Source organism: Oceanobacillus sp. FSL K6-0118, from assembly GCF_038006665.1.
Classification (GTDB): Bacteria; Bacillota; Bacilli; order Bacillales; family Amphibacillaceae; genus Oceanobacillus; species Oceanobacillus caeni.
Window position 1 is genome coordinate 2982642 of the sequence record NZ_JBBOVR010000001.1, and the last position, 15163, is coordinate 2997804.

The window sequence follows — 15163 nt, forward strand, 5'->3', positions numbered from 1 at the left end:
TAATCTTATTAGCCATGTTTTTCAACTGATTTGAAACCGATTACATATATCTAATTTTAGTGACAGAGTAAGTAATTGTCAATAAAATTAAGTTAATTCGTATTAATCGAAATAATAAATAACTCCTTACATTGGCAAGGAGTTATTTACTAGTATTAATTTACATATTCCCCTATAAATGATTGTTCAAAAAAGAGGTTGAAAAAGATCGAGCAAAAGAAATATTCTTTTAACCCTTTGGATACTTTTCATATTCCCTTTTCTTCAATAAGTAACGTTGTGTCTTTCCGCTTTGAGTTTTTGGAAATTCATTTATAAATTCAATTTCCCTAGGATATTGATGTTTGGACAGCTTGTTCTTCACATAAAGACTTAACTCTTCCTTAAGTGCTGCAGATGGTTCATAATTTTCATTCAGGACAATGAATGCCTTTACAATTTCACCTTTTGTTTTATCCGGCTTACCTACTGCTGCTGCTTCTAATACTGCAGGATGTTCCATTAGACTAGCCTCTACTTCCGTTGGCCCGATGCGATAACCGGCACTTGAAATTACATCATCAGCACGGCCTTGGAACCAAAAGTAACCATCCTCATCTTGTTTAGCAAGGTCTCCGGATAAAAACCAATTACCTAGCATTTTCTCTTTTACTTTTTCGGGGTTTTTCCAATACCCACCAAAGCCAGTGATATCATCCGATAAATCCAGTGCTATTTGACCAGCCTCTCCTCGATTAACCGGATTCCCCTCTCCATCCACTAATGCAATATTGTATCCCGGTAGCGGTAAACCCATTGATCCAGGTTTTATTGCCATATTAGTAATATTGTAGTTATTTACAATCATGCCTAGCTCTGTAGCACCATAGTGATCATATATCGCTCTTCCAAGATTTTCTTTAAAGAATTTTACTACTTCCCCATCTAACGGTTCACCCGCACTACTAAATTTTCTTACTTTAATACGATACTTTCTAAGTGTTTCCGGTCCTAAAGCCATCATCATACGATAAGCAGTTGGTGCATATGCAAAATTTGTTACTTGATATTCATCTAAAATCCGATATATCTTTTCTGCATCAAATGGACCTTTATAAAGGATAACTTTTGCCCCGAAAGTTAATGGACCAATGGTACAAGCTACTAATCCAAAAGCCCAACCTAGATCAGCACCACCGTAAAAAATATCATCCTCTTCTAAGTCCATGGCAAATTTCCAATATGGAAAAAGACTATATACAGTTTTATGTCTAGATATTGCTCCTTTTGGTAAACCTGTTGTACCCGATGTGTATTGAATAATCGCCGGGTCATTACCTAATGTTCTTTCCATCTTATGTTGGCTTGAAAATGAATCTACTAATTCCCAAAAAGTTTTTCCATCTTTTGTGATACCATCAGCTAAAAGTATATCAAATGGTAAATTTTGTCCTTCTAATTTGTTTAATTGCTCTTTATTTGTAAGAAGTAAACTCACCCCTGCATCTGTTAAGCGATGCATGATTGCGTCCGGACCAAAGGCAGTAAATAGGGGAACAAAAATAGCACCTATTTTAAAAGTAGCTAAAATCGTAACAACTAACTCCATATCTTTCCCTAAAAGGCCTGCAACACAATCTCCTTTTTTAACGCCCATTGATTTCAATACATTCGCCATTCTATCAGACTTCTCTTTTAACTTATTATAAGTCCACACTTCCTTTTTACCGGTTTCATCTTCCCAATAAATTGCAACTCTTTTTGGATTCGTGGCCCAACGATCACACATTTCAAATGCAATATTCATTTCTCCATTAGGATTTCCCTCATAATATGCTCTGATTTCATCCCATGAAAACTTACTTACAAGCTCCTCATATTTCATTTTTGACCTCCCCTATTTCAAATATTCAGAAACACAGACTATTAAAAATTCCTGAATCAACTATCTCCGTTATTCAGGGGGCTGAAACATTATACTGCGTGCATTCCACCATCTACCGCTAATATTGCTCCCGTTACATAATTAGATGCATCAGAGGCTAGATACAATGCGGAACCTTTTAAATCTTCATTGTTTCCTAAACGATTTAACGGGGTTAGTTCCAGGATTTTCTCCTCTGCTTGATCAAGAACCCCTTTTGACATTTTAGTAGGGAAAAATCCAGGAGCTATTGCATTTACATTGATATTATATTGTCCCCACTTTGCTGCTAAATCTCGTGTAAAGTTTACTACAGCACCCTTACTAGCATTGTAACCAATCGCATCTAAATAACTTGGATCAGCTCCTTTTACTCCAGCAACAGAAGCGATATTAATAATTTTTCCTTGTTTTTGATTCACCATGATTTTCCCTACCTCTTGGCTCATAAGGAAAACACCACTTACATTCACATCCATTACTTTCTTCCAAGCGTCAAATGGCATTTCTAGCACTGGGGCACCCCAAGAGGCACCACTATTATTAACAAGAATGTCTATCTTTCTAAAATGATTATAAGTTTCTTTAACTACCCTTTGGACATCTTCTTGTTTGGTTACATCACAAGCAAAAGCAAGGGAATCCACACCCATTTGTTTCAACTTTTCATCATTTCTTCACATGTGTCTAATTTCCTTGAGCAAACTACTACATTTACACCTTCCTCAGCAAAGCTTTCGGCAATTTGTGCTCCAAGACCCCTTCCCCCACCTGTTACTAATGCTGTTTTCCCATTTAATTTAAATAAGTCGTATACATGCATCGGTATATTCTCCTTTTTACACTATTAAGCTCGAACTATGTTACAGACCTAAATTTTTAGCAATAATAACCTTCATAATTTCATTTGTTCCGGCATAAATCGAATTTACCCCAACATCACGGTACCTTCTAGCAATCTCATATTCTTCCATATATCCATAGCCACCATGAAGTTGCATACATTCAATCGCAACGTTCTGTGCTAAATCTGTTGTCCACCATTTTGCCATAGAAACTTCATTCACTACATTTTTACCTTCTATATGGTCAACAATTAATCGATCAACAAAAGTCCGGCCAATAGTAGCTTGTGTTTGCATTTCAGCTATTTTAAATTGAGTATTTTGGAACTTACTAATACTCTTACCGAATGCTTGTCGTTCTTTTACATAATCAACGGTTATATCAATCATTCGTTGAACGGAGGCCAAACTTTGTATGGAACACATTAATCGTTCTTGCTGTAATTTTTCCATTAAATAATAGAATCCTTTACCTTCTTCGCCAAGTAAATTTTCCTGAGGAACACGTACATCCTCAAATATTAGTTCACTCGTGTCATTTGCATGTTGTCCTACTTTATTCAATTTTTTACCTTTCTTAAACCCTGGTGTTCCTTCCTCTACCACAATCAAACTAATACCTTTATGCGGAGGATTTACATTCGTATCCGTTTTACAAACAACAATTACCAAATCCGCAGAATATCCATTCGTAATAAACGTCTTTTCTCCATTAATAATATAGCTATTTCCATCTTTAACAGCGGTCGTTCGTACTGCGGCCAAGTCTGAACCTGTACCTGGCTCCGTCATCGCAATCGCACTAATCATATCTCCAGTAGTAGCTTTTGTTAGCCAACGATCCTTCTGTTCCTCTGATCCAAATGCTTCTATATAAGGGATAACGATATCATTATGAAGTCCGATTCCACCTAATCCACTTGCCACTTTCTCAAATTCCTCAGATATGACAACAGCGTAACCGAAATCCGCACCAAGTCCTCCATATTTCTCATCTACAGCAGGAGCTACAAATCCTTGTTCAGCTGCTTTTTTCCAAAAAGTGGTACTTGCTTTTCTTTCTCCCATTCTTCTAAGTACGGTATTGCCTCTTTTTCTAAAAATTTTCGAACCGATTTTCTAAAGATTTCATGTTCTTCTGTAAAAATGCTTCTTTCCATTTGAGCACTCTCCTAGTAAATTTATTCTTTTTCACTATTTATTTAGACAATGTAATCTCACAAATGGGAACGACTTCATTTTCATGGTTGATTATAATAATTTAAAGAAGACTTCCATCAGTGGAGGGATTCCTTCATCCCAACTGATGGTTAGTCATACTTATCGGGTCTTTAGTGGAAGTTGATCTCCCACCTACCTTCTTTGTTTCCCCAAAGAGCTTAAGATGGGATAAAAAGTATGGGAGATAATCCTCAGCCCTTTTTAATGACTTATCGTACACCACTAGCTTTATTTTTATTTCTTACTTTAAGTGATTCACTACCACCAAAAATTCTGTTTGGATTTTTCACTAGAATCTGTTCGATTTGTTCGGCTGTTACGCCACCCTCTCTTAATGCTGGAACAATATTTTCAAAAATATTTCCAACATGCCAGTTTGTAATTAATTTTTGCATTTCTTTTGGCCACTCAGGGGTTTTTCCTAACCAATAATTAACAGTGTCATGAGCCATCATTATTTGGTCGGCATAGCCTAAGCCGATTAGCCCAATTAGAGTTCCAATGCGATCTTTATCCATTGGTGCTCCAACAAACCCTTGTAATCCAAAACGGTCAAACCCCACATAAACACCTTGTTCTAAAGTACGTAAATGATATCTTATATCCGTATTTCCATCCATATGTCCAATAAGAATACGATTAGGATCCGCCCCCTCTGAAACTAATAATTCAGCTTGTTCCGGCCCCATCGTTCCTTCCTGCGTATGAGTAATAATGGAAATACCTGTTTCCTTTTGTACTCTTGCTGCCACTTTAAAAAACATTCTCTCATAATCTGTAATAGCATCTTTACCTGTTCCTAGCTTAATCACACCTGGTTTAAGACCTGTGTTTCCAACTCCATTTTGAATTTCATCCATATATAGTTCATATAATTCATCTTCTGCAGTTCCTAAACCTTGCTTAAATTTAAAATATGCGGGCGCCCCTTCGCCTTCATAATAATAACCGGTAGAAAAAATTATATGGAGACCCGTTCTTTCAGCAATTTCTTTAAGTAATACTGGGTCTCTCCCAGAATCATTTGGCGTAGCGTCTACAATTGTTTTAACACCGTGCTGTTTTGCTTTATCGGCTACTTCTATTCCTACTCTTATCGCTTCGTCTCTATCTATAGGATACTTAGTATTTCCTGTGTGACCTGCATAACCGAAAAAGAAATGTTCATGCATTAATGTTTTTCCTAAACTATCAACTGCCACTGGTCCTAAAACGGTATTTACTGTCCCACTCATAATTCTCCCCCTAATTATTTAATATGTGATGGTATATACCTAAGTTGTTTTTTAACCACTTTTCCATTTGGGTTTCTAGGTAAAAAATCCATTACCTCTACATAAGTTGGCACTTTGAACTTGGCTAACCTATCCCTTACCCACCCTTTAACCTCTTCTTCAGTTAAAAACTCTCCTTCTCGTGGAACAATACAAGCCTTAACTACTTCCCCATATTTCTTATCAGGAACACCAACAATTGCTACTTCCATCACTTTAGGATTCGAATATAAGACATCTTCTACCTCTACAGAGAAGATCTTTTCTCCCCCACGATTAATCATGTCTTTAATTCTATCCATAATCGTTATAAAACCTTGTTCATCTACCTTCGCAAGGTCTCCAGTAGAAAACCAACCATCTTTAATAGCCTTTTGTGTCGCTTCAACATTTTGCCAATACTTTTGAATTACCATTGGTCCTTTAAATAATAATTCTCCAACTTCTTCACATCCCAGCTTCACCCTTGTTTCAGGATCAACAATTTTGAATTCTGTTACAGGCGTTGGAGGCCCCACAGCACTAATTCGATCCAATTGATGCTCCCTTGGCATAATTACTGCAGGAGAAGTAGTTTCAGTAAGTCCATAGGTATTATGCAACTCAATATTTGGTATCCAATCCTTTAAGGCCCTTAATGTCTCACCTGGCATCGGAGCACCACCAAAACCTATTACTCTTAGATTCGTGACATCATATTTTTTGTGTGCTGGATCAAGAATAGTCACAACAAATACAGTCGGAGAAGCGATAACATGTGTTATTTTTTCATTCTGCAATATCTCGAGGAATTCTTTTGTTTTAAACATTGGCATGAGAACAATTTTTCCACCTAGGTAGATAAGAGGCATTAACTGAGCAGCAAGCCCGGTAATATGAAATACCGGAACTGCTATAACAGTAGAATCATTTTCTTCTAGGTTATAGCAATACTTGTAATTTAAAATCGTATGAATCATATTACTATGAGTAATTAAGGCACCCTTTGGCCTCCCTGTTGTTCCAGAGGTATACATTATAAAGGCGTTATCATTTTCATTAACTTCTACTTGAACTTCTGCTTCAGTATAATCTTCAACAATAGAGGAAAACGGGATAGAACCCTTTGGTGGTTTTTCATCAGTAATAAATATCTTTTCAAGTTCTGTATTTTTTAGGATTGGCTCCATATTAGGCCACCATTCTTTATTCGCTATTAAAATCTTGGCACCAGAATTTTGTAACATAAACTCTAATTCTAGTGATTTTAGTTTTGTATTAAGTGGGACTGCTATCGCTCCAATTTTCAGAGTGGCATAGACGCCTATAGTAAATGGCGTTCCGTTCATTAAAAGGAATGCGACCCTATCTCCTTTTTCCACCCCACATTCATGTTTTAACTGATAGGCTACATTATTTACTTGTCTATACAATTCTTGATAAGTGAGTCGTTCTTTTCCATGAACAAGTGCAACCTTATTCGGATAGCGTTTAACACTTTCTTTTAGGGTTTGGTTAAGATTCTTAGGTCTATTTTTATAGGTCTTCATATTTATACCATTAATGGTTTCCTCATGGATAAGAGGTTGCAATTCGTTCCAAAAACTTAGCATATCCTATCCTCCAATATATTAAAGTCTTTTCTAACATAAAGAAGACTTCCATCAGTGAAGGTTTTTCCATCATCCTCCATTGAGGTTAGTCGTACTTATTAGACCTTTATGAGCAATTGATCTCCTACCTTCCTTGTTTCACAGAAGCTTAAGGTGAGAGAATTTAAGGAAGACAACAATATAGAATATTCTGCAAATAAAGTCCATATAGATACCAGCGTTGTGTATAATACATTAGGCAGGAAAGAAAGGTTGATACTTCCTGCCTAATAATTGGTGTTTTGGATCAATATTAAATGCCTATAACGCTAATTGGTTTTCAACCTGTTCACGAAGTTTAGCCTTTAGGAATTTACCAACAGATGTTTTCGGAATTTCATCTAAAAATAGCACATCATCAGGTAACCACCATTTTGCAAATTGTGGTCGTAAAAATTCAATAATATCTTCCTTTGTAACTTGGTGCCCCGGACCGTCTTTCAAGACAATACAAGCGACAGGTCTTTCCTGCCATTTTGGATCAGGAACGGAAATAACACAAGCTTCAAAAACGGATTCATGTGCCATAATTGCATTTTCTAAATCCACAGATGAAATCCATTCCCCACCACTCTTAATTAAATCTTTCGTGCGATCTACAATTTTAATAATACCTTCCTCATCAATAGTTACGACATCCCCTGTATGTAACCATCCGTTTTGAAAGGATTCCGAATTACTATCTCCTTTGTAATAAGCATCTGCAATCCAAGGACCGCGAATGAGTAGTTCACCCATTTCTTTTCCATTAGGCTTGATTTCCCCGTTTTCATTCACTGCTTTTATTTCAATTCCGGGAACTACTAATCCTTGTTTAGAAAGTATTTCTAGACGTTCATCGTCTGGAAGTTCTGATTGATAACTTTTAAAACGTGTTACCGATACAAGTGGAGTGGTCTCTGTCATGCCATATCCGTGCAAGAATGGAATTCCATACTTGGATTCAAACATATGAATCATGCCTTTTGGTGCCGCGGAACCACCACATAATAAACCCCGTAGACTGCTAGTATTATATGTTCCTTCTTCCAATTCTTTTAGCAAACCTAACCATATCGTTGGAACCCCCGCTGAAAAAGTAACCTTGTATTTTTCTATCATTTCTGCAATTATTTTTGGTGTCATGTTAGGACCCGGAAATACTTGTGTTGTCCCCATCCAAGTAGCTGCGAATGGCATACCCCAAGCATTTACATGAAACATCGGAACAACTGGTAAAACAATATCCGATTCGGACAAAGCTAGGGTGTCTTTCATACTTAATGCCATACTGTGTAAATAGATCCCTCGGTGGGAATAGATTACACCTTTTGGTTTTCCAGTTGTACCGGATGTATAACAAATTCCCGCTGGATCATTTTCTTTAATTTCTGCTGTAAATTCATAGGAATTATCAGCCCTTTTCAACAATTCTTCATAGGAATAAACTTGATGTAGAGAGGATTCTGGGAGTGTATTATTATCTGTCATGATAACAAATGCTTCTACTGTTTCTAATTCGTCTTTAATATTTTCAATTAGTGGAAATAAATCTTCATCTATTAACAATACTTTGTTTTCCGCATGGTTTATAATATATATCAAATGTTCTTTGGACAGTCGAAAATTAATAGTGTGAAGAACCGCCCCCATACTTGGTACAGCAAAATATGCCTCTAAATGCCGGTGATGGTTCCATGCAAGTGTTCCCACACGGTCTCCTTTTTTTACTCCCAATGATTCAAGAGCACTGCCTAATCGTTTCATTCTACTTATGATATCCTTATAAGTGAATGTTTGAACACCATTTTGTGTCCTTGAAATAACTTCTTTCTTTGGAAAATATTGCTCAGTTCGTTTAATCATAGAGGCTATCGTTAATTGTGTATCCATCATGATACATTCCTCCTTTGTCTTTAGACTCATTGCAAACGTTTACAGTATACTATAAATTTAAAATATTTGAAACCATAATGTCAAGTTTAATCTGGAAGTGAACTAGATGTTTAATGTTCATCCATCAACGACTAGATGTTTTCTCGGAAAGTGCTACTTTTTTAGGAAGTAGCACTTTATACTCTTCTTAAATGAGCCATTTGATGAGATGCATTTAATCAATAAACGTTCCTATAGCAATCTATTATTCCGCGCATCTTCCGCTAGCTCCATTAGGTTAGAAATACCTTTATTTAAAGTAGAAAAACGCTCATCCTTTACTTCACCAATTTTCCATCTATAATAAAGTTGCTGTAGAATTCCCGCTAATTTATAAAAGCCAAATGTTAAATAAAAGTTAATATCGGTTACATCTCGACCAGATAATTGGACATATCTTTCCAGAAATTCTCTTCTATTATAAAAACCTACATTACTTGTCACAGCGGTAATCCCGACATCTACATCCTCGTCAATCCAGTATGCAAGAGTGGAGCCTAAATCGGTTAGTGGATCACCTACCGTTGCTAACTCCCAATCAAAGACTCCAACGATTTTACTTGAATCGTTGCGATCAAACATCATATTATTTAATTTAAAATCATTATGAACAATGGTAGCCTCTTCATTCGTAGGTAGATGATCCACTAACCATTTTTCAATATTTTCGATGTTTCCTTCTATATCATCTGTCTTTGAATTTTTATGGCGCTTCATCCAGCCATAAACCTGACGAGATAGATATCCCTCTGGTTTCCCAATATCACGAAGATTTGATTTTTCAATATCAATACTTTGCAAATCAACTAAGGCTTTAATAACCGCTTCAGATACATTTCTACCAGTTTCTTCTGTTTTTCCAAATTGCGATGGGATATCATCATCAATTACAACACCATTTCTTTTTTCCATGATATAAAAATGTTTATCCATTATTTCAGGATCCTCGCAATATATGAAAGGCTTTGGAGCTAAAGGAAAAACAGGATTAATCTTATCTAATATTCTGTACTCCCTTTCCATATCATGTGCCTTTGGAGGAGTATATCCGAATGGAGGTCTTCTTAATACCGCTTCCCAATTTCCAATTTTAATCATGTAGGTTAAATTCGAATATCCTTCCGTAAATTGCTTAATTTTCATTTCTCCATTAGGAATTCCATCTAAATTTGCACGAATGTAATCTTCTACTTTCTTCCAATCTATTGATCTATCGGCTGTATCCTTTTGCATTAACCTATCCTCCTTTCTCTGTTTACCAACTATTATTTTCCGGCGAAATTCGGGGGGCGCTTTTCTAGGAACGCTTGTATTCCTTCCTTGGAATCTTGTGTTTGAAACATGAAGGATTGAACGATATTTTCTTGCATGATGCCTATTTCATGTGAGAATTCACTTGCATGATTTAATAGATATTTTACAAACCGATTTGAAATTGGTGGTCCTTCTACCACGAATTGTGCAAATTCTGTTGCGTCTTCTAGTAAATTCCCGCTTTCGGATAATCGATTTACAATTCCTTTTGTATAAACTTCTTCTGCAGTAATTCTTCTACCAGAAACCACCCATTCTTTTGCGGTTTGTAATGGTACATTATCGGCCAATAATTTGATAAGACCTAAATCGGGAGTTAAACCTATGTTCCTGAAACTAGAAATAAATAACGTATTCTTATCAGCAATAACAAAATCGGAAGCTAGTGCAAGACTAAATCCTGCCCCAGCCGCAAATCCATGCACTGCCGTAATCACAAATTTATCCAAATTAAGGATTGTTTTCGTTAAGACGGATGTTTCTTTCATCGAATCCATCACTTCTTTCGGGCTACTCCCCGGTTTCATGGAGTCGATATCTCCTCCCGCACAAAAGGCTTTCCCTTCTCCAGACAAAATGATAGCCTTCACATCATCATCTTTTTCTGCATCCTTAAGAGCAGATAGAAGCGCAGACACTAAATCATCGGAAAGGGAATTTCTTTTATCTGGTCGATTCATGGTAAGATAAGCAATTTGATTTTCTTTCCGTACTTTTAATACTTCCACATATTCTCACCCCGATTTTTGAAGATTATTTTTGTAACGTTTTTAAACTTTTTTCAGCAACCTCTTTAATCGCCTGCTCATAACCCTCTCTTAACTCTTCAACAATTTCAGCAACGGTCTGAACTTTTGTAATTGGTCCAATACCTTGCCCAGCACCCCAAATATCTTTCCATGCTTTTACTTCCTTATTTCGAAGTTCCGAGAAGTCAATCTTATCTTTCTTCTTCAAATTATTTGGATCAAGTCCCATTCCCTCAATACTTGGAATTAAATAGTTTGCGTGGATCCCACTAAATGCATCTGTATAAACAATATCCTCAATAGATGATTCTACAAGCATCTCCTTGTATCTATCTTGTGCCATACTTTCTTCTGATGGAATGAATCTTGTACCTATGTAGGCGTAATCCGCTCCTAAAATTTCCGAAATTAGAATATCTTCCCCTTTTGACATCCCACCAGATAAAGCGATAGGTCCATCAAAGAACTCTCTTACTTCATGAACGAAAGAAATTGGGTTGTACGTCCCTGCATGTCCGCCTGCTCCACTTGCAACAAGAACTAGACCATCTGCTCCTTTTTCAATTGCCTTTTTAGCAAATTTAATATTGATTACATCAGAAAATACAATTCCATCATATTCACGAACAATTTCAACAACTGGTTCTGGATCACCAAGAGAGGTAATAACTACTGGAGGTTGATATTTTCTAATTAACTCTAAATCTTCCACATAACGTTTGTTGGAACGATGAACGATAAAGTTAACCCCCCATGGTGCAATTTTCTTATCTGGATTTTCACGTTTTAACCTATCTAACTCTGATGTAATTTCTTTCATCCAATTCTCTAACATTTCATCTGTTCTTGCATTTAAAACTGGAAAAGTACCAATGACTCCTGAGGCACAGGAATTGATAACCATTTTAGGACTATTAATTAAAAACATTGGTGCAACAATAACTGGTAAATCTACTGAATTTCTAATTCTTTCTATTGCTTCGCTACGCATGAATGAACCTCCATAGAATTTATTTATGTGTGAATACAGGTTTTCTTTTTTCGATAAATGCACTAACTCCCTCTTTCGCATCTGCTGTTACAAATAGATCATTAAATAATTGTTTCTCCATTTGTAAGCCCTCTTCTAACGGCAATTCACTTCCCACATTTACTAAGTGTTTTATTCTACTTAAAGCTTGAAGAGATTGACTCGCTAATTTACCTGCGAGTTTTTCAGCTGCTTCCATCCCTGTTCCTTTTGATACAACTTGGTTTACAATTCCTAATCTATAAGCTTCTTCAGCACTTAATGGATCTCCCGTAAACATCATTTCTTTCGCTTTAGAAGGTCCAACAATTCTTGGAAGGCGCTGTGTACCCCCACCGCCTGGTAATAAACCTAGATTCACTTCAGGTAGTCCAATTTTCGCATGATCCTCTGCAATTCTAATATCACAAGCTAAAGCCAGTTCTAACCCACCACCAAGTGTAAATCCATTTAACATGGCTATCGTTGGTTTTGGAATACTTTCAATCCCATTTAGAACGGCATGAATATCAATTTCATCCTCTTTTTTTACGTCACGATCAGGGAACTCTTTAATATCGGCACCAGCCATAAAAGCTCTATCTCCTGCACCTGTCAGAATAATAGAGATTATCTCGTTGTCTTCTTGTAGTTGTTTAAATACGATATCTAATTCCTTATTTACTTGTTGACTAAGGACATTCATTGGAGGATTATCAATCGTAACTGTTGCAACCCCATTTTTTTTACTCACAGATAATAATTCAAGCATGTCATCATCTCCCTAATATTTTATTTAATAGAATATAAGGTTTGCATTCTCTTTTCTAAAGATATGCAAACCCTTCTCTATTTATTTGATTACCCCGATTTCTTCCAAAATCTCTTTTGTATGTTCCCCTAATTTTGGTGCTAGATTTTTTATTTCTCCAGGGGTCTCTGATAGTTTAATTGGAATTCCAACTTGTTTAATCGATCCTAATTCACTGTGATTTACATTTTTAATCATTTCTCGTGCTTTTACTTGTGGGTTTTCTATCATCTCATCGAATGAAAGAACTGGTGCCACACATGAATCTACCTCAGAGAAAATTCCCATCCATTCATCTAGTGACTTTTGTGAAATAATGTTTTGAATTTCTATTTTCATTTGATCTTGAACTTCCATTGGTGCATCTAATTTCGAAATAAAATCTTCTCTCCCTATGGCTTTACAAAATTCATTCCAGAATTTTAGTTCAAGTGCCCCAACAGACAACCATTTTTCATCTTTCGTTTGGTATACTTCATAGCAAGCTAGTTTCCCACTTAAAACTAACTCTCCTCTTTTCGGATGTTCATTTGTAGCCAGAAAACCTGGTAAAAGGGTTGGTAGCCAAGAAATAACCCCATCTAACATCGAAATATCTACTATTTGACCTTTACCAGTTTTTTCCCTTCCAAATAATGCAAGTAAGATACCAACTGCGGCTGGAAGAGCCCCTCCACCAATATCAGCTATTTGTGCTGCTGGAATTTGGGGTTTTCCATTTCTTTCACCCATCAAATTTAACAAGCCTGCATAACTAGTATAGTTAACATCATGGCCCGGAAAATTAGCGTATGGACCATCTTGACCATATCCTGTTATCGCACAATAAATGATACCTGGATTCACTTCTCTTAACGTTTCATAATCTAATCCCAATCGCTTCATTACCCCAGGTCGGAATGATTCAATTACTACATCAGCTTCTTTAACAAGCCTAAGAAAGCTTTCTTTACCTTCAGCTGATTTTAAATTCAAACATACACTCTTCTTATTTCGATTTAATGAATGAAAGAATGCACTGTCCTTATCTAATTTTGGTAGGTTTTCCCTTGCATAATCACCAATACCAGGTTCCTCAATTTTAATAACCTCTGCTCCGAAATCAGCAAGAAGCATCGAGCAGTAGGGTCCAGGTAATAACCGTGATAAATCTAATACTCGAATGGATGTTAATGGCAATGGGTTTCCTCCTTTCATATTAAAAAGTAATTATTTTCTATCAATCTAATCTTTCAATAATGGTAGCGTTCGCCATACCGTGTCCTTCACACATCGTTTGTAGTCCGTAGCGGCCACCAGTTCTTTCTAACTCACTCATCATCGTAATCATTAAACGACCACCACTAGCACCAAGCGGATGACCCAGTGCGATTGCTCCTCCATTTGGATTTAATTTCTTAGGATCTGCTCCAGTTTCCACTAACCAAGCCATAGGTACAGGCGCAAATGCTTCGTTTACTTCAAAAATATCAATGTCATCAATGGTAAGTCCTGATTTTTCAAGTGCTTTTTGTGTAGCTGGAATTGGACCTGTAAGCATTAATGTTGGATCAGAACCTACAACTGTACGCGTATGGACTTTGAATCTAGGTTTTAATCCTAGTTCTTCTGCTTTCTCACGTGACATGAGAAGAATAGCATTTGCCCCGTCACTAATTTGACTGGAGTTACCAGCCGTAATATTTCCGTCTTCTTTAAATGAAGGTCTTAGACTCCCCAATTTTTCAACACTGGTATTTTCTCGTGGCCCCTCATCATCTTTGAGTACCGCTGTAGTGCCATCTGGTAAAGTAACTTCTAATGGCATAATTTCTTTCTCGAATCGTCCTTCTTTACGAGCTTTAATTGCTTTTTGATGACTTTCTAGTGAGAACGTATCCATTTCTTCACGAGAGAATCCCCATTTTTCCGCAATGCGGTCAGCTGATAATCCTTGGTGGATCATTTCATATTTCGATGTTAATTCTTCACTAAAATCAACATCTAAACGGTTCGCCCCCATCGGCACACGAGACATGTTTTCAATACCGCCAGCAATAACAACATCCATATCGCCACTAATAATTGCCTGCGCCGCAAAATGAACAGCTTGTTGGCTAGATCCACACTGTCTATCTATTGTGGTACCGGGGACTTCAATAGGGAATCCTGCTTGTAATGCCGCAACCCTTGCGATATCCAATGATTGCTCCCCGACTTGGGCAACACAACCAAAAATGACATCTTCAACTAAACTTGGAGAAATACCAGCTCTTTTCACTACTTCCGCTAACGGTTTCGCAGCTAAATCCTCCGCACGCATCCCACTTAATGCACCATTTCTTTTTCCGACAGGCGTTCTAACCCACTCCACCATAACAGCTTCACGCATATTCCTATCCCTCTTTCATTCGTATTTTTGAAATCCCTTACATTCTAAACAGAATCAAAATTAACCTTTTACGATTAATAGTTACTTTTACTGGAAAATAGACCACCTACAAATATTCCAT

The 15163-nt window shown here is 36.8% G+C and carries 10 protein-coding genes and 2 pseudogenes; all 12 read right to left on the reverse strand.

The genetic code is table 11. The features are described 5' to 3' along the window. Positions 1–229 precede the first annotated feature (229 nt). The gene (locus MHI02_RS15160; protein ID WP_341166027.1) at positions 230–1864 is read right to left on the reverse strand and encodes an acyl-CoA synthetase; all 1635 of its coding nucleotides are present in this window, start codon (positions 1862–1864) and stop codon (positions 230–232) included. Between the two features lie 89 nt (positions 1865–1953). Next, positions 1954–2726: pseudogene (locus tag MHI02_RS15165) on the reverse strand (SDR family oxidoreductase). A 40-nt stretch (positions 2727–2766) separates the two neighbouring features. Then, positions 2767–3908 (reverse strand): annotated as a pseudogene (locus tag MHI02_RS15170) (acyl-CoA dehydrogenase family protein). Positions 3909–4178: 270 nt separating this feature from the next. After that, positions 4179–5204, reverse strand: a complete 1026-nt coding sequence (locus MHI02_RS15175) for a phosphotriesterase family protein (protein WP_047184843.1) — start codon at positions 5202–5204, stop codon at positions 4179–4181. Between the two features lie 14 nt (positions 5205–5218). Then, on the reverse strand, positions 5219–6835 hold the full coding sequence (locus tag MHI02_RS15180; protein ID WP_341166028.1) for a class I adenylate-forming enzyme family protein: 1617 nt from the start codon (positions 6833–6835) through the stop codon (positions 5219–5221). 300 nt (positions 6836–7135) lie between these two features. Continuing rightward, positions 7136–8749 (reverse strand): long-chain fatty acid--CoA ligase, encoded by a 1614-nt coding sequence (locus MHI02_RS15185; protein ID WP_186301031.1) that lies wholly within the window; start codon positions 8747–8749, stop codon positions 7136–7138. Positions 8750–8980: 231 nt separating this feature from the next. Beyond that, positions 8981–10021 (reverse strand): phosphotransferase family protein, encoded by a 1041-nt coding sequence (locus MHI02_RS15190; protein ID WP_341166029.1) that lies wholly within the window; start codon positions 10019–10021, stop codon positions 8981–8983. A 32-nt stretch (positions 10022–10053) separates the two neighbouring features. Continuing rightward, positions 10054–10830: an enoyl-CoA hydratase/isomerase family protein gene (locus tag MHI02_RS15195; RefSeq protein WP_257454685.1), complete on the reverse strand. Its 777-nt coding sequence runs from the start codon at positions 10828–10830 to the stop codon at positions 10054–10056. A 25-nt stretch (positions 10831–10855) separates the two neighbouring features. After that, entirely contained in the window at positions 10856–11842 is a 987-nt protein-coding gene (locus MHI02_RS15200) for an NAD(P)H-dependent flavin oxidoreductase (protein ID WP_047184845.1), read from the reverse strand. Positions 11843–11861: 19 nt separating this feature from the next. Then, on the reverse strand, positions 11862–12632 hold the full coding sequence (locus MHI02_RS15205; protein ID WP_047184846.1) for an enoyl-CoA hydratase: 771 nt from the start codon (positions 12630–12632) through the stop codon (positions 11862–11864). Between the two features lie 81 nt (positions 12633–12713). Beyond that, the gene (locus MHI02_RS15210; protein ID WP_204797659.1) at positions 12714–13850 is read right to left on the reverse strand and encodes a CaiB/BaiF CoA transferase family protein; all 1137 of its coding nucleotides are present in this window, start codon (positions 13848–13850) and stop codon (positions 12714–12716) included. Positions 13851–13890: 40 nt separating this feature from the next. After that, entirely contained in the window at positions 13891–15042 is a 1152-nt protein-coding gene (locus tag MHI02_RS15215) for a thiolase family protein (RefSeq protein ID WP_047184848.1), read from the reverse strand. Between the last annotated feature and the right edge of the window lie 121 nt (positions 15043–15163).

Bases quoted from the DNA above. Each gene is read 5' to 3' on its own strand.
- MHI02_RS15205 (WP_047184846.1), bottom strand. From the start codon at position 12,632: ATGCTTGAATTATTATCTGTGAGTAAAAAAAATGGGGTTGCAACAGTT.
- MHI02_RS15215 (WP_047184848.1), bottom strand. From the start codon at position 15,042: ATGCGTGAAGCTGTTATGGTGGAGTGGGTTAGAACGCCTGTCGGAAAA.
- MHI02_RS15190 (WP_341166029.1), bottom strand. From the start codon at position 10,021: ATGCAAAAGGATACAGCCGATAGATCAATAGATTGGAAGAAAGTAGAA.
- MHI02_RS15185 (WP_186301031.1), bottom strand. From the start codon at position 8,749: ATGATGGATACACAATTAACGATAGCCTCTATGATTAAACGAACTGAG.
- MHI02_RS15160 (WP_341166027.1), bottom strand. From the start codon at position 1,864: ATGAAATATGAGGAGCTTGTAAGTAAGTTTTCATGGGATGAAATCAGA.
- MHI02_RS15175 (WP_047184843.1), bottom strand. From the start codon at position 5,204: ATGAGTGGGACAGTAAATACCGTTTTAGGACCAGTGGCAGTTGATAGT.
- MHI02_RS15200 (WP_047184845.1), bottom strand. From the start codon at position 11,842: ATGCGTAGCGAAGCAATAGAAAGAATTAGAAATTCAGTAGATTTACCA.
- MHI02_RS15180 (WP_341166028.1), bottom strand. From the start codon at position 6,835: ATGCTAAGTTTTTGGAACGAATTGCAACCTCTTATCCATGAGGAAACC.